This is a genomic window from Sphingomonas chungangi, assembly GCF_013778325.1.
GTDB lineage: Bacteria > Pseudomonadota > Alphaproteobacteria > Sphingomonadales > Sphingomonadaceae > Solisphingomonas > Solisphingomonas chungangi.
In genome coordinates this window covers 568,226-582,964 of sequence record NZ_JACEIB010000027.1, presented here as the reverse complement: position 1 = coordinate 582,964, position 14,739 = coordinate 568,226, and the positions used below count along the sequence as shown (strand labels likewise).

Annotated in this window: 14 protein-coding genes and 1 tRNA gene; 11 read left to right on the top strand and 4 right to left on the bottom strand. The window is 66.7% G+C overall.

The genetic code is table 11. The features are described 5' to 3' along the window. Positions 1-8 precede the first annotated feature (8 nt). On the bottom strand, positions 9-464 hold the full coding sequence (ruvX, locus tag HZF05_RS20655; RefSeq protein ID WP_160364343.1) for a Holliday junction resolvase RuvX: 456 nt from the start codon (positions 462-464) through the stop codon (positions 9-11). Then, positions 461-1,579: a DUF3089 domain-containing protein gene (locus HZF05_RS20650; protein ID WP_160364342.1), complete on the bottom strand. Its 1,119-nt coding sequence runs from the start codon at positions 1,577-1,579 to the stop codon at positions 461-463. The genes ruvX and HZF05_RS20650 overlap by 4 nt, the downstream gene beginning before the upstream one ends. 137 nt (positions 1,580-1,716) lie before the next feature. Here HZF05_RS20650 and gatC point away from each other — a divergent pair, with 137 nt between their 5' ends. From gatC to gatB, 3 genes are all read left to right on the top strand, one after another. Then, positions 1,717-2,016, top strand: a complete 300-nt coding sequence (gatC, locus tag HZF05_RS20645) for an Asp-tRNA(Asn)/Glu-tRNA(Gln) amidotransferase subunit GatC (RefSeq protein WP_160364341.1) — start codon at positions 1,717-1,719, stop codon at positions 2,014-2,016. Beyond that, positions 2,016-3,497, top strand: a complete 1,482-nt coding sequence (gatA, locus tag HZF05_RS20640) for an Asp-tRNA(Asn)/Glu-tRNA(Gln) amidotransferase subunit GatA (RefSeq protein WP_160364340.1) — start codon at positions 2,016-2,018, stop codon at positions 3,495-3,497. The genes gatC and gatA overlap by 1 nt, the downstream gene beginning before the upstream one ends. Before the next feature lie 91 nt (positions 3,498-3,588). Further along, positions 3,589-5,067 carry an Asp-tRNA(Asn)/Glu-tRNA(Gln) amidotransferase subunit GatB gene (gatB, locus tag HZF05_RS20635; RefSeq protein ID WP_160364339.1) on the top strand — a complete coding sequence of 493 codons (1,479 nt, stop codon included), beginning with the start codon at positions 3,589-3,591 and terminating at the stop codon, positions 5,065-5,067. 33 nt (positions 5,068-5,100) lie between these two features. Here the strand turns inward: gatB and HZF05_RS20630 are convergent, their stop codons facing one another. Next, the gene (locus tag HZF05_RS20630; protein ID WP_160364338.1) at positions 5,101-5,976 is read right to left on the bottom strand and encodes an aldose 1-epimerase family protein; all 876 of its coding nucleotides are present in this window, start codon (positions 5,974-5,976) and stop codon (positions 5,101-5,103) included. A gap of 152 nt (positions 5,977-6,128) precedes the next feature. Here HZF05_RS20630 and HZF05_RS20625 point away from each other — a divergent pair, with 152 nt between their 5' ends. The 8 genes from HZF05_RS20625 (at position 6,129) to clpX (ending at position 14,005) form a co-directional block, all read left to right on the top strand. Then, positions 6,129-6,884, top strand: a complete 756-nt coding sequence (locus HZF05_RS20625; RefSeq protein WP_160364337.1) for a hypothetical protein — start codon at positions 6,129-6,131, stop codon at positions 6,882-6,884. After that, the gene (locus tag HZF05_RS20620; protein ID WP_160364336.1) at positions 6,881-8,071 is read left to right on the top strand and encodes a M48 family metallopeptidase; all 1,191 of its coding nucleotides are present in this window, start codon (positions 6,881-6,883) and stop codon (positions 8,069-8,071) included. The genes HZF05_RS20625 and HZF05_RS20620 overlap by 4 nt, the downstream gene beginning before the upstream one ends. 5 nt (positions 8,072-8,076) lie before the next feature. Further along, entirely contained in the window at positions 8,077-8,688 is a 612-nt protein-coding gene (locus HZF05_RS20615) for a hypothetical protein (protein WP_160364335.1), read from the top strand. Positions 8,689-8,778: 90 nt separating this feature from the next. Further along, a tRNA-Leu gene (locus HZF05_RS20610) sits at positions 8,779-8,863 on the top strand. Between the two features lie 57 nt (positions 8,864-8,920). Then, a complete protein-coding gene (tig, locus tag HZF05_RS20605; protein ID WP_160364334.1) occupies positions 8,921-10,669 on the top strand; it encodes a trigger factor in 1,749 nt (582 codons plus the stop codon). A 114-nt stretch (positions 10,670-10,783) separates the two neighbouring features. Continuing rightward, positions 10,784-11,734 carry a glycosyltransferase family 2 protein gene (locus tag HZF05_RS20600; RefSeq protein WP_160364333.1) on the top strand — a complete coding sequence of 317 codons (951 nt, stop codon included), beginning with the start codon at positions 10,784-10,786 and terminating at the stop codon, positions 11,732-11,734. A 232-nt stretch (positions 11,735-11,966) separates the two neighbouring features. Continuing rightward, entirely contained in the window at positions 11,967-12,623 is a 657-nt protein-coding gene (locus tag HZF05_RS20595; protein WP_160364332.1) for an ATP-dependent Clp protease proteolytic subunit, read from the top strand. Positions 12,624-12,736: 113 nt separating this feature from the next. Continuing rightward, positions 12,737-14,005: an ATP-dependent Clp protease ATP-binding subunit ClpX gene (clpX, locus tag HZF05_RS20590; RefSeq protein ID WP_160364331.1), complete on the top strand. Its 1,269-nt coding sequence runs from the start codon at positions 12,737-12,739 to the stop codon at positions 14,003-14,005. Between the two features lie 70 nt (positions 14,006-14,075). Here the strand turns inward: clpX and HZF05_RS20585 are convergent, their stop codons facing one another. Continuing rightward, positions 14,076-14,510 (bottom strand): hypothetical protein, encoded by a 435-nt coding sequence (locus tag HZF05_RS20585; protein WP_160364330.1) that lies wholly within the window; start codon positions 14,508-14,510, stop codon positions 14,076-14,078. Positions 14,511-14,739 lie beyond the last annotated feature (229 nt).

The window sequence follows — 14,739 nt, the reverse complement described above, 5'->3', positions numbered from 1 at the left end:
CCTTCTGCCTAGGCCATCGCGTCGATCGCGCCCTGCAGGATGTAGGCGGCCGCCATCTTGTCGACCACCTCGGCCCGCCTCGCGCGGCTGGCATCCGCTTCGAGCAATGTGCGCGTGACGGCGGCGGTGGACCAGCGCTCGTCCCACAGCAGGATCGGCAAGTCGAGCGGCTTCAGATTGCGGGCGAAGGCACGGATCGCCTGCGTGCGCGGCGAATCGGTGCCGTCCATGTTGAGCGGCAGGCCCAGCACCAGCCCGCGGATCGACTGGCTCGCCACCACCTTGCGCAAGGCCTCCAGATCGGCGCCGAACTTGGTCCGGCGGATCGTCTCGGCGGGCGTCGCGATCGTCCAGCCGGCGTCGCAATAAGCGAGGCCGATCGTCTTGGTGCCGACGTCCAGACCGGCCAGCCGTCCACCCTCGGGCAAGCTGTCGCGAAATTCGAGCGTCGATCCGGTGATCACCTGCGATGCTTTTCGAACGCCGCCAGCCTACGCTCGGCATCGGCGCGGACGTTCGCCCAGAACAAGGCGTAATCGAAGACGTGGAAGTTGTTGCCGGGCAGCACCATCACCCCGAAGCCATCCGGCGGCGGACCGATCAGCAGCAGCCCGGCCGGATCGCATCGTGCCGGGACCAGCCGGGGCGTCAGTGTCGCCTTCGTGTAGGTCTCGTTCGGCTTGATCGCGCCGAGATTGGCGTTCGCGTCCGCCGTGCCGCCCTGCGTGCCGGTGATCGGATTGACGCAGAGCGCCGGCGTGTTGGCGCGCGGCTGGCCGGTGAAGCCTACCCCCGCGTCGTAGCGGGTGCGCAGCTGCGCAGCGTCGGCAGGCTCGGCGAAGCTCTCCCAGCTCAGGATGCAGCCGTGCTCGTCGGGCGCGGTGCAGGCGGGCAAGCCGAGCTTGGGCAGGTCCGTCGTCACCGAGACAGGCCAGCCGACCAGGTAGGCGGCGAGGATCCGCTTCCTCAGTTTCTTGTCGCCCGCCACCCGATCCTTGAGCAGGTGGAGCAGGTGGTAGCTGCCCTGGCTGTGCCCGGCGAGGATGATCGGCGCATCGGGCGGCGCCTGATCGAGGAAGGCGTCGAACGCGCGGCTCACGTCGCCATAGGCCAGCTGCAGCGCCTTGGCGGCATCGGGCTTGGTGGTGAGGAAGGCGCCGACCGTCGCCTCGCGATATTTCGGCGCCCACACCCGCCCGACATTGGTGAAGGCGGACAGCTGCGTCGGCACGAACTTCTTCGCGCGCTCGTTCATGCTCTTGTCGTCGATCGGCGCATTCCAGTGGCCGCGATCGAGATAGGTGGTGGGCGGCACGAAGAAGACGACCGCCTTGGTTTTCGCCGCGCCCTTCACGCCGTCGGGCAGCCATTGCGCGGGGTCGTTCGGCAGACCGGGGCGGGAGAGCCAGGCGCTCTGGTCTCGATAGTCCGGCCCGCCGTCGGGCGGAGCCGCGAAGGAGATGGTCGGCACGAACGTCCAGCGCATCACCGCTTCGGGGAACAGCGTCCAGACGATGCCGCCGGCGAGGATCAGGAATATGATCGCGGCGATCACGTAGAGAAAGCGACGTGCGGCCAAACCATCCTCCGTCACCCCGGCGGAGGCCGGGGTCCAGCTTCCAGCGCCGGATCTGGATACCGGCCTTCGCCGGTATGACGATCAAGGTCAAGGTTGGGCGCTTGAAGTGCAGGGTTGCGGGTGATAGCCGCGCCGTCATGTCAGTCGACCTCGCCACCGTCCGCAAGATCGCCGGCCTCGCGCGCATCGCCACCAGCGATGCCGAGGCCGAGGCGCTCCTTCCCGAGCTCAACAACATCCTCGGCTGGATCGAGCAACTCGGCGAGGTGAACACCGACGGCGTCGAGCCGCTCGCCGCCGTCATCCCCAACCATCTGCGCCTGCGCGACGACGTGGTGACCCACGATCAGACCGGCGGCGGCATCCGCGACGCCGTCCTCGCCAACGCCCCCCAGGCCGAGCATGGCTTCTTCGCCGTGCCCAAGGTGATCGAATAATGACCGATTTGACCAACCTCGGCATCGCCGACATCCGCGACGGCGTCGCCGCCGGCACTTTCTCCGCGCGCGAGGTGGCGAGCGCTTTCAATGCGGCGGTTGCCAAAGGCAAGCCGCTCAACGCCTGGCTGGTCGAGACCCCCGACCATGCGCTCGCCGCGGCCGATGCGGCCGATGCGGCGCGCGCCTCCGGCGATCTCAAGCCACTCTCCGGCGTGCCGCTCGGCATCAAGGATCTGTTCTGCACCAAGGGGGTGGAGACCACCGCGGCATCCGGCATCCTCAAGGGCTTCGTGCCGCAGTATGAATCCACCATCACGTCGAAGCTGTTCGGCGCCGGCGCGGGGATGCTCGGCAAGCTCAACATGGACCAGTTCGCGATGGGCTCGTCCAACGAGACCAGCGCCTTCGGCAACGTGATCTCGCCCTGGAAGCGCAACGACGGCGGCAATGCGGCGCTGGCGCCGGGCGGCTCCTCGGGCGGGTCTTCGGCGGCCGTCTCGGCGCGGATGGCGCCGGGCGTGACGGGCACCGACACCGGCGGTTCGATCCGCCAGCCCGCCGCCTTCACCGGCATTTCGGGCATCAAGCCGACCTATGGGCGCTGCTCGCGCTGGGGCGTGGTGGCGTTCGCCTCCTCGCTCGATCAGGCGGGGCCGATGGCGAAGGACGTGCGTGACTGCGCGATCATGCTGGAGGCGATGTCCGGCTTCGATCCCAAGGACGCCACCTCGCTGGACCTGCCGGTGCCGGCGTGGGAAAAGAGATTGTCGGGCGATCTCAAGGGCAAGCGCGTCGGTATTCCCAGGGAATATCGGGTCGACAACATGCCCGCCGAGATCGAGGCGCTGTGGGAACAGGGCATTGCCTGGGCCAAGGATGCGGGCGCGGAGATCGTCGAGGTCTCGCTTCCGCACACCAAATACGCGCTGCCGACCTATTACATCATCGCGCCGGCGGAGGCCTCCTCCAACCTCGCGCGCTATGACGGCGTGCGCTACGGTCTGCGCGACCTGCCCGACGGCGCCAACCTGCAGGAGATGTACGCCGCGACCCGCGCCGACGGTTTCGGCGCCGAGGTGAAGCGCCGCATCATGATCGGCACCTACGTGCTCTCGGCCGGCTTCTACGACGCCTATTTCACCAAGGCGCAGAAGGTCCGGTCGCTGATCGTGCGCGATTTCGAGCAGGCCTTCGAGAAGTGCGACGTGCTGCTGACGCCGACCGCGCCCTCCGCCGCCTTCGGGCTGGGCGAGAAGGCGGCCGATCCGATCGCCATGTATCTCAACGACGTCTTCACCGTGCCCTCATCGCTGGCAGGCCTGCCGGCGATGTCGGTGCCGGGCGGGCTGGACGGGCAGGGGCTGCCGCTGGGCCTCCAGATCATCGGCCGCCCGCTCGATGAGCAAGGCGTGCTCAACGCCGGGTTGGCGATCGAGGAGCGCGCGGGCTTCACGGCGCGGCCGGGGGCGTGGTGGTAACCGAGTTAAACCGTTCGTCCCGAGCGTAGTCGAGGGACGTGACACTGGGCGAAGCGTGTCTCGACTTCGCTCGACACGAACGGAAGTTGGTATGACTGAATCAACCTATCGCATTCAGGGCGGCACTGGCGAGTGGGAGGTCGTGATCGGCCTCGAGGTCCATGCGCAGGTCACGTCGCAGTCCAAGCTCTTCTCGGGCGCGGCGACCGCGTTCGGGGCGGAGCCGAACAGCCAGGTCAGCCTGATCGACGCGGCGATGCCCGGCATGTTGCCCGTGCCGAACGCCGAGTGCATCCGCCAGGCGGTCCGCACCGGCATGGCGATCAATGCGCCGATCAACCGCTGGTCGCGGTTCGATCGGAAGAATTATTTCTACGCCGATCTGCCGCAGGGCTACCAGATTTCGCAGCTTTATCATCCGCTTGTCGGCGAAGGTTCGATCGAGATCGAACCCGAGGGCGCCGAGCCCAAGACGATCGGCATCGAGCGCATCCATGTCGAGCAGGATGCCGGCAAGCTTATGCACGATCAGCACCCGACGCGCTCCTATGTCGACCTCAACCGGTCGGGCGTGGCGCTGATGGAGATCGTGTCGAAGCCGGACATGCGGTCGCCCGCCGAAGCAGGCGCTTACGTCAAGAAGCTGCGATCGATCCTGCGCTATGTCGGCTCGTGCGACGGAAACATGGAGCAGGGCTCGATGCGCGCCGACGTGAACGTCAGCGTGCGCAAGCCCGGCGATCCGTTCGGCACCCGCACCGAGACCAAGAACGTCAACTCGATCCGCTTCGTCATGGCGACGATCGAGATCGAGGCGCGCCGTCAGGTCGATCTGATCGAGGATGGCGGCACGGTGGTGCAGGAAACGCGGCTGTTCGATCCGGACGGCAATGGCGGCAAGGGCGTGACGCGCTCGATGCGCTCCAAGGAAGACGCGCACGATTACCGCTACTTCCCCGATCCGGATCTGCTGCCGCTGGAGCTGGACGAGGCGTTTCTGGAGGAGGCGCGCGCCTCGCTGCCCGAACTGCCCGACGCCAAGCGCAAGCGCTACGAGGGCGATCTCGGCCTCACCGCCTACAATGCCGACGTGCTGACCGCGGATGTCGAGACGGCGCGCTGGTTCGAGGCGATGCTGGCCGAGGGCGCTGCGCCCAAGCCCGCCTCCAACTGGGTGACGTCCGAACTGTTCGGCGCTCTCAACCGGCTGGGCAAGGATATCGGCGAGAGCCCGGTGTCGCCGAAGCAGGCGGCGGAGCTCAACAAGCTGGTGGCGGACGGCACGCTCTCCGGCACGCTCGCCAAGCAGGTGTTCGAGGTGATGCTGGAGACCGGCGACGATCCCGCCAAGATCGTCGAGGAGCGCGGCCTCAGGCAGACCAGCGACACCGGCGCGATCGAGGCGGAGATCGCCAAGGTGATGGACGCCAACCCCGACAAGGTGGCCGAATATCGCGGCGGCAAGGACAAGCTGTTCGGCTTCTTCGTCGGCCAGACGATGCGCGCCATGGCCGGCAAGGCGAACCCGGCGGTGGTCAACGAGCTGCTGAAGAAGGCGCTGGACGTGTAAAATTCCTCCCTGAGCAAGCTTGGGGAGGAATTTTTAGAACGGCACCCCGAACGTCATCGCCATCGCGAAGTCGTGCGTTTCGCCCGGCGCCAGCGTCACCACGCAGGGCTTCTCCGCGAACTCGCCGTGGAAGCCCTCGTCGTCGGCGTGGCTCGCCCAGGGCTCGATGCACAGATAGCCCGCACCCGGCTTCATCCAGATGCCGAGATAGTTGAGCCCGGCGAAATCCACCCGCACGCCGGGATGCTCGGGCACGCCGTACCACAGGCCCCGGCTGTTCGGCCGGTCGAGCACGAGCGCGTCATGTTCGAACAGCGAATCGTGGAGCTGCAGCTCATCCCCGTCGATCGGGGTGCGCGCGGGTGGGCCGATCAGGCCGTCGGGCGTCACGCCACGGATCGGTTCCGGTTCCTCGGCGTCGAAGCGCAGCAGATGCTGCGTCTTGGAATTGCCGCCCGTCCCCGGTAGCGGCCAGCGCAGCGCCGGGTGGAAGCCGAAACCCGCAGGCATCGGCGCGTCACCGATATTGGTGACGGTCGCCACCGTCTCCAGCACCGCGCCGTCGAGCCGGTGGGTGACGTCGAGGCGGAACGTGAAGGGATAGACGGCCCGCGTGTCGTCGCTGTCCTCCAGCCGGAAGGTGGCGCTGTGGTCCAGCGTCTCGATCACCGCGAACGGCTTTTTCCGCGCGAAGCCGTGCTTCGGCATGGCGAACTCGCGCCCGCCGAAACGCGCGACCCCGTTCGCCATCATGCCGACCGTGGGGAACAGCAGCGGCGCGCGCCCCGTCCACCAGCGTTCGTCGCCGTCCCACAGCCAGTCGTGGCCCTGTATGTCCCGGATCGACTGCAATTCGGCGCCGATCTCCGAAATCGTCACCTCCAGCTCGGTGCTTCGCAAAGTAATCATGCCGCGTTCGTACCTTTTGTCGCAGGGCCTGTCGCCTCTCGAATGATCCTGCTCGCAACCTGTTGCACGCCGGTGAAAAATTAGACTTGTCGGGCGACATCCTCCGCGATAGCTCTTCGTCCGCCACTGGGGAGTGGCTGACAGGGGGTGTCATGAAATCGGTGTTGCTTTGCGCCGCGGCGGTCGTCGCGTGTGCCCTTTCCGTCCCGTCCATCGCCAAGCCGCTCGCCGCGCCGGGCTATGACGTGCCCGCCGGCAAGCCGATGCGCATCGTCGTGCTGCGCCCCGACGTCGAGGTCGGCTCGCTGACCGCCGGCGGCGTCGCCGAGCCCAATGCGGACTGGACCGCGACCGCGCGCGGCCTGCTCGGCACCTCGCTCGATTCCGAGGCCAAGGCGCACGGCAACACGATCGTGATGATGCCCGATCTGCAGGGCGACGACGGCCAGACGGTTGCCGACTATCAGGCGCTGTTCCGCGCCGTCTCCGATGCGATCGTCCAGCACAAGGTGCTGCCGGGCCAGCGCCTGCCGACCAAGAAGGAGGCGTTCGACTGGACGCTCGGTCCGGGCGCCTCCAAGCTTGGCGATCTCGCCGGTGGCGCGGATTACGCGCTGATGCTCTACGATCGCGACAGCTTCGGCACGGCGGGCCGCAAGGCGCTGCAGATATTCACGCTGCTGGCCACCTCGGCGATCGGTGCGGGCGTGTTCATCCCGGGCGGCGTGCACATCTGCTACGCTTCGCTGGTCGATCTCAGGACCGGCAACGTCGTGTGGTTCAACCTGCTGCCGAGCTCGGCCGGCGACATCCGCACGGCGGAGGGCTCGGGCGCGGTGGTCAACAAGCTGCTCACCGGCATGCCCGGCACGACCGCCGTTCCGGCTCTGGTCGCGGCCGCGAAATGATCCTGCGCAGGGCGGCGCTCACCGGCGCCGCGCTTGCCAGCCTTGTCCGCCCCGCGCTGGCGGGGGACCTGCCGGTAGCGCCCGTTTCCGTGGCGGCGCAACTGCCGTCGCAGGGGCTGGCCTACCAGCCGCAGGACAAGGTGGAGCGCGGTATCTGGATGCAGATGGACGAGGCGGAGCGGAAGTTCCGCACGTCCAGCTTCGTGATCCGTGACAAGGCGCTCAACGATTATGTGCGCGGCGTCTTCTGCCGGACGGTGGGCGACGCGAATTGCGCGGGCGTGCGCATCTACATCGTGCGCACCGCCGCCTTCAACGCCAGCATGGCGCCCAACGGCATGATGCTGGTGTGGTCCGGCCTGTTCCTGCGCGTGCGCGACGAGGCGCAGTTCGCTGCCGTGCTCGGCCACGAATATACCCACTATGCCAACAAGCACAGCCTGCAGCTGTTCCGGGAGGTGGAGGATCGCTCCGCCGGCATGGCCTTTTTCGGCGCCTTCGGGCTCTTCGGTCTGCCCTTCATGCTGGGCGAGCTCGGTTCCGCCTTCGCGTTCAGCCGCGACATGGAGCGGGAGGCCGATGCGGGATCGGTGACGCTGCTGGCGAAGGCCGGCTACGATCCGATGGCGGCGTCGAAGATCTGGGAGCAGCTTCGGGCCGAGCAGGACGCGACCGCCGTCGCGCGCAACGTCGCCAGCCGCAAGGACAAGAATGGCGGCATGTTCGCCACCCACCCGCCGACCGCCGAGCGCATGGCGACGCTGAAGGATCTCGCCTCGAAGCAGGCGGTAGTCGGTACGCCGGTGACCAACCGCGCCGCCTATATGGCCGCGCTGGCGCCTTTCTGGGCCGGGTTCGTGGACGATCAGATCAAGCTCAACGATTTCGGCGGCACCGACTTCCTGCTGACCTCGCTCGGCACCGAAGGCTGGACGCCGCAGCTCTATTACGCGCGCGGCGAACTGCTGCGCAGCCGGGGGCGGCCGGAGGATTTGAAGGCGGCGATCGACGCCTATCGATCGGCGGCGACAGGGGTGGGCGCGGTGCCCGAGGCGTGGCGCGGGCTCGGCCTCGCGCTGCTCCGTAATGGCCAGACGGTCGAAGGGCAGGACGCGCTTCGCAAATATATGGCGGCCCGGCCCGACGCGGCCGACAAGCCGATGATGACGATGCTCGCAGGGGGATGAGACTGATGCGGTATGTGATGTTTGCGTGCTCGGCGGTGGCCGTGCTTTCGGCGATGCCGGCGACGGCGGCCTATCACCTGATGACGTCGGGCACGCCGGAATATGTGGCGAAGTCGGGCCTGTCGGTGACGCCTTCGCAGGACTGGAACCGGCTCGGCAGCCGCCCGGGCCGCAATGCCGAGAGCTGGACGCTGGATGGCCTCGCGCTCAACGACATGACCTTCTACGGCGGCATCGGCAACGACGAGACGCTGTTTCGCGATGCGCAGAAGAAGGACATGCCGCTGCCGCATTTCTCCTCGACGATGCTGGCGCCCGACGTCGCCCAGCTGTTCGAGGGCAGCTATCGCGTCGCCAACAACACCACGTTGATGTCGGTCGATTCGATCGAACCGGCGCAGGTGGGCGATCAGAAGGGCTTCCGCTTCACCTACAGCTTCACCAAGCAGGACGAGGAGGTGAAGCGCAAGGGCGAGGCGCTGGGCGCGATCGTCGGCGGCAAGCTCTACCTGCTGACCTTCGAGGCGCCGGCGATCTTCTATTTCGATCGCGACATCGCGTCCGCCCGCGCGCTGATGACGAGCGCGAAGATCGGGCCGGCCCCCAAGTCCAACTGATCCGGATCACGGACGGCGGAGACTCGCGTCTCCGCCGCTTGCCCTTGCGCGCCGGCCTGCTATAGACGCGCGCCGACCGGCGGTTGCCGCGCGGGCGTGGCGGAACTGGTAGACGCGCTGGATTTAGGTTCCAGTATCGCAAGATGTGGGGGTTCGAGTCCCTTCGCCCGCACCAGTCCCGCCGCCCGGGCTGGTGCCGCCTCAACGAGATTCGTGGGAAAGAAGAGCCGAGATGCAGACTGTCGAGACGTTGAACGAGGGGCTGAAGCGGGCATACAAGGTCACGATCCCGGCGAAGGACATCGCCGCGCGGGTCGAGACCCAGGTGAAGCAGCTGGCGCCGCAGATGAAGATGCCCGGCTTCCGCCCCGGCAAGGTTCCCGCGAATCTCGTCAAGAAGATGCACGGCCCGGCGCTGCACCAGGACGCGCTGAACGCGACCGTGCAGGAGAGCGTGCAGTCGCTGCTCGCCGAGCACAAGCTGCGCCCGGCGACCCAGCCGGCGGTCGAGCTCGACAAGGATTATGAGGAAGGCAAGGACGCCGCGCTCGACGTGACGCTTGAGGTCTTGCCGGACGTGCCTGCGCCGCAGATCGAGGGGCTCAAGCTGGAGCGCCTGACCGTCGAGGCCCCCGAGGCCGAGATCGACGAGCAGATCTCGCGCATCGCCTCGCAGTCCAAGCGCCACGAGGCGGCTTCGGAAGGGCATCCGGCGGTCGAGGGCGATCTCGTCGTGATGGACTACAAGGGCACCGTGAACGGCGTCGCCTTCGACGGCGGCACCGGTGAGGGCATGTCGGTCGAGCTCGGCTCGGGCCGCCTGATCCCGGGCTTCGAGGAGCAGCTGGAGGGCGTGAAGCAGGGCGAGAGCCGCGAGCTCAATGTCACCTTCCCGAAGGATTATCCGGCCAAGGAGCTGGCCGGCAAGGACGCCGTCTTCGCCGTGACCGTCACCGAGGTGAAGGTGCCGGCCGAGCAGGTGATCGACGACGAGTTCGCCAAGCAGCTCGGCCTCACCGGCCTCGACCAGCTCAAGGAGCTGATCAAGGGCCAGGTGGAGCAGGAGCTGAACGGGCTCACCCGCACCTACATGAAGCGCAAGCTGCTCGACCAGCTGGCCGAGGGCCACGATTTCCCGGTGCCGCCGTCGATGGTCGACGCCGAGTTCCAGCAGATCTGGCAGCAGCTGGAGCACGAGACCACGCACGAGGCCGATCCGACCGCCGCTATGGCCGAGCTGGAGGCCGACAAGGCCGATTACCAGGCGATTGCGGAGCGTCGCGTGCGCCTGGGCCTGCTCCTGTCCGAGATCGGCCAAGCCAATGGCGTCGAGGTGAGCCAGGCTGAGATGCAGCGCCTGATCGCGCAGGCCGCCCAGCAGTACAACCCGAAGGATCGCGAGCGCTTCGCCCAGTATGTCCAGCAGGATGCGATGGCCGCCGCCCAGCTGCGCGCGCCGCTCTACGAGGACAAGGTCGTCGACTTCCTGTTCGGCAAGGCCGAGATCAGCGACCGCTCCGTGACCCGCGAGGAGCTGGAAGCCGCGATCGAAAGCGAGGACGGCTTCGCATCGGGCACGCACGTCCACAACCATGATCACGATCATGACCACCACGATCATGACCACGACCACGATCATGATCATGATCACAAGCCGAAGGCGAAGAAGGCTGCCGCCAAGAAGACCGAGGGCCCGGCCGAGGACGAAGTGACGGCCGAGCCGGCGAAGAAGGCGCCTGCCAAGAAGGCCGCTGCGGCGAAGGCCGAGCAGGCCGCCGAGGAGGCCGAGGCCGCTCCGGCGAAGAAGCCGGCGGCGAAGAAGGCCGCCGCGCCGAAGGCCGAGGAGGCTCCCGCCGAGGAGGCCAAGCCGGCTCCGGCCAAGAAGGCCGCGCCGAAGAAGGCGGAGGCCGCCGAGGCCGAGGTCGCTCCGGCCAAGAAGCCGGCCGCCAAGAAGGCCCCGGCGAAGAAGGCCGACGCCTGATACTGAACGCAACGCTTGCGCCGCCGTTCGTCCTGAGCGAAGTCGAAGGACGGGCAGCGGGCGCTGCGTTTGCGGCCCGCACTTCGACTACGCTCAGTGCGAACGGAGGATTTGATGGCGAGTGAGGGGTCAGCGGTTCGTCAGCCCCGCATCGCCGTCATCCTGCCCTGCTACAATGAGGAAGCGGCGATCGGGCAGACCGTCGCCGGTTTCCGCGCCGCGCTCCCCGGCGCCGCCATCTACGTCTACGACAACAACAGCAAGGACCGCACGGTCGACTATGCCCGTGCCGCCGGCGCGATCGTCCGCACCGAGCGGATGCAGGGCAAGGGCAACGTCGTCCGCCGCATGTTCGCGGATGTCGACGCCGACATCTACGTGATGGCCGACGGCGACGCGACCTACGACGCCGCCGCCGCGCCCGCTCTGGTCGCCCGCCTGATCGACGAGAATCTCGACATGGTCGTGGGCTCGCGCCGCTCCGAGGTGGAGCTGGCCTACCGGCGCGGCCACCGGCTCGGCAACCGGATGCTGACCGGCATGCTGGCGCAGCTTTTCGGCCGCAGCTTTTCGGACATCCTGTCTGGCTACCGCGTCTTCTCGCGCCGCTTCGTGAAGAGCTTCCCGATCCTGTCCGCCGGCTTCGAGATCGAGACCGAGATCAGCGTCCACGCGCTGGAGCTGCGTATGCCGGTCGCCGAGATCGAGACCGAGTATGGCGCGCGGCCCGAGGGATCGGAATCGAAGTTGTCCACCTACAGCGACGGCTGGCGAATCCTGAAGACGATCCTCAACCTCTACCGGGTCGAGCGGCCGGTGCTGTTCTTCGGCAATATCGGGCTGGTGCTGCTGATCCTCGCGCTGATCCTCGCGATCCCGCTGATCTCCACCTTCGCGCAGACCGGCCTCGTCCCGCGCTTCCCCACCGCGATCCTGATCACGGGTCTGACGATCCTGGCGTTCCTGAGCTTCTTCTCCGGCCTGATCCTAGACACGGTGACGCGCGGCAGGCGGGAGATGCGCCGCCTCGCCTATCTCTCGCTGCCTCCTCCGGGCGAGGGCTAACCAAAAGCCCTCTACCGCCTGCGGGAGAGGGAGGGGCCCCGCCGCGAAGCGGTGGGGAGGGTGAGGGTCTTCTTCCTCGAAGATATCTCGAGCCTCGAAAAAGAAGACCCTCACCCAACCCTCTCCCGCGAAAGCGGGAGAGGGCTATGGCGCCCCGCGATCTTCCCCTTGAAGTCCCTTGCGCAAGCGCCGATGTAGTCCCGGCTAAGGGCAGAAGGACGCTTGAAATCCCATGACCGTTGAGACCCCACACGGCATTTTCCACAACGACGCGGCCGCCGGACTGGTGCCGATCGTGATCGAGCAGTCGAGCCGCGGCGAGCGCAGCTTCGACATCTACTCGCGCCTGCTCCGCGAGCGCATCGTGTTCATCACCGGCGGCGTCGAGGACCATATGGCCTCGCTGATCTGCGCGCAGCTGCTCTTCCTCGAGTCCGAGAACCCGAAGAAGGACATCTTCATGTACATCAATTCGCCGGGCGGCGTCGTGACCGCGGGCCTCGCGATCCACGACACCATGCAGTATATCCGCCCGCGCGTCGGCACGCTCTGCATCGGCCAGGCGGCCTCGATGGGCAGCTTCCTGCTGGCCGCCGGCGAGCCCGGCATGCGGATCGCCACCACCAACAGCCGGATCATGATCCACCAGCCCTCGGGCGGCGCGCAGGGCATGGCGGCGGACATCGAGATCCAGGCGCGCGAGATCCTGCGTATGCGCCATCGCCTCAACTCGCTTTACGCGAAATATACCGGCAAGCCGATAGAGGCGATCGAAGCGGCGATGGATCGCGACAAGTTCCTGGAGGCCGACGAGGCTAAGGAATTCGGCCTGATCGACGAGGTGTTCGACAAGCGTCCGGCGCCTACGGAAGAGAAGGCGGCAGCCTGAACCGGGACAGGCCGAGCCGGGTGATGGGCGAATCCCCATTGCCCGACCGGCCCAACCGGCTAGACTACGATTAAATGACAGTCGGGCGTGGCCCGGCGCCAAGGAAAGCGAATATGCCCAATCTGAGTGGCGGCGACAGCAAGAGCACCCTCTATTGCTCCTTCTGCGGGAAGAGCCAGCACGAGGTCCGCAAGCTGATCGCAGGCCCGACCGTGTTCATCTGCGACGAGTGCGTGGAGCTTTGCAACGACATCATCCGCGAAGAGACGAAGTCCGCCCTGGTCTCCAAGAAGGACGGCGGTGTGCCCACCCCGCAGGAGATCTGCGACGTCCTCGACGATTACGTGATCGGCCAGTCCAAGGCCAAGCGCGTGCTCTCGGTCGCGGTGCACAACCACTACAAGCGCCTGAACCACGGCGCGAAGGGTGCCGACGTCGAGCTCGCCAAGTCCAACATCCTGCTCGTCGGCCCGACCGGCTGCGGCAAGACGCTGCTCGCGCAGACTCTGGCGCGCATCCTCGACGTGCCGTTCACGATGGCCGACGCGACGACGCTGACCGAGGCCGGCTACGTCGGCGAGGATGTCGAGAACATCATCCTCAAGCTGCTCCAGGCCTCCGACTACAATGTCGAGCGGGCGCAGCGCGGCATCGTCTATATCGACGAGATCGACAAGATCAGCCGCAAGGCGGACAATCCCTCGATCACGCGCGACGTATCGGGCGAGGGCGTGCAGCAGGCGCTGCTCAAGCTCATGGAGGGCACCACCGCGAGCGTTCCGCCGCAGGGCGGCCGCAAGCATCCGCAGCAGGAGTTCCTGCAGGTCGACACGACGAACATCCTGTTCATCTGCGGCGGCGCCTTCTCGGGCCTCGAGAAGATCATCGCCGACCGCCTGCAGGGCAAGTCGATCGGCTTCGGCGCCTATGTCGCCTCGCCCGAGGAGCGCCGCACCGGTGAGGTGTTGCGCCAGTGCGAGCCCGAGGACCTGCTCAAGTTCGGCCTGATCCCCGAGTTCGTCGGCCGCCTGCCGGTGATCGCGACGCTGGAGGATCTCGACGAGACCGCGCTGGTCAAGATCCTCGCCGAGCCGAAGAACGCGCTGGTCAAGCAGTATCAGAAGCTGTTCGACATGGAGACCGTGAAGCTCGGCTTCACCGACGAGGCGCTGGTGGCCGTCGCCAAGAAGGCGATCGACCGCAAGACCGGCGCGCGCGGCCTGCGCTCGATCATCGAGGCGATCCTGCTCGACACCATGTTCGAGCTGCCCTCAATGGAGGGCGTCGACGAGGTCATGATCGACAAGGACGTGGTCGAGGGCCGCAAGGAACCGGTACGCGTCTTCGCGAAGAAGCAGAAGGAAGCGCCCGGCGCGGCGTGAGCTTCAGGGCAACGACATAGGGAAGGGCGTCCGGAGTTTGTCCGGGCGCCCTTTTCGCGAAAGCGGTGCGTCAGTCGGCCCGGACGCAGTGCAGCACGGTATCGTTCTGCTGAAGGAGGTGGCCGCGCATGACCAGCTTGCTCTCCCCCGCGCCGCGCGTACCGTCGGCGTTGAAACGCAGAATCTGAGACGTCACGGGCCCATCATTCGGGAAGCGGGTGGTGCCAGCCATGGTGAGACCGCCGCTTTCGACCAGAATGTGCTGACCTCCGCCATCGTGGAAGACCGTGCGTTTCGATGGTCCGACGATCGTGATCGTTCGAGCCTGCTCGTCAAGGATGTAGCGGATATTCGACGAAAATCGCCGAACGGGTATGGCATGACCGGTGATCGTGTAACTTGCCTGTGTGAAGTCCTGACGGCAACGAATGTCGATCGGGTCGGCCAGCGCCGGCAGGCTGGCGAAAATACCTCCAATCGCCGCGATCAATATGACGGCCTTCATGGCGCGCTCCTCGCTTCCGTTATTTCAACGCGCGAAAGGTCCCCTGGAGCCGTGCGTTCCGATATTGGTAAGGCTGACTACGGAAGACGATGCGGCTATCGCACCAGGTTCATTGATCCTTCGCTCTCCTACCTCCATATTGAGCCGTGAACCGGGGCAGGACTCAAGCACCGCCCCCACGGAGACTGAATTGACCGAGACTCTTCCCGTACTGCCGCTGCGCGATATC

Coding starts and splice junctions, on each gene's coding strand:
- gatB (WP_160364339.1), top strand. CDS start 3,589: ATGACTGAATCAACCTATCGCATTCAGGGCGGCACTGGCGAGTGGGAG.
- HZF05_RS20600 (WP_160364333.1), top strand. CDS start 10,784: ATGGCGAGTGAGGGGTCAGCGGTTCGTCAGCCCCGCATCGCCGTCATC.
- HZF05_RS20620 (WP_160364336.1), top strand. CDS start 6,881: ATGATCCTGCGCAGGGCGGCGCTCACCGGCGCCGCGCTTGCCAGCCTT.
- HZF05_RS20625 (WP_160364337.1), top strand. CDS start 6,129: ATGAAATCGGTGTTGCTTTGCGCCGCGGCGGTCGTCGCGTGTGCCCTT.
- gatA (WP_160364340.1), top strand. CDS start 2,016: ATGACCGATTTGACCAACCTCGGCATCGCCGACATCCGCGACGGCGTC.
- tig (WP_160364334.1), top strand. CDS start 8,921: ATGCAGACTGTCGAGACGTTGAACGAGGGGCTGAAGCGGGCATACAAG.
- HZF05_RS20615 (WP_160364335.1), top strand. CDS start 8,077: ATGCGGTATGTGATGTTTGCGTGCTCGGCGGTGGCCGTGCTTTCGGCG.
- HZF05_RS20585 (WP_160364330.1), bottom strand. CDS start 14,510: ATGAAGGCCGTCATATTGATCGCGGCGATTGGAGGTATTTTCGCCAGC.
- HZF05_RS20630 (WP_160364338.1), bottom strand. CDS start 5,976: ATGATTACTTTGCGAAGCACCGAGCTGGAGGTGACGATTTCGGAGATC.
- HZF05_RS20595 (WP_160364332.1), top strand. CDS start 11,967: ATGACCGTTGAGACCCCACACGGCATTTTCCACAACGACGCGGCCGCC.
- clpX (WP_160364331.1), top strand. CDS start 12,737: ATGCCCAATCTGAGTGGCGGCGACAGCAAGAGCACCCTCTATTGCTCC.
- gatC (WP_160364341.1), top strand. CDS start 1,717: ATGTCAGTCGACCTCGCCACCGTCCGCAAGATCGCCGGCCTCGCGCGC.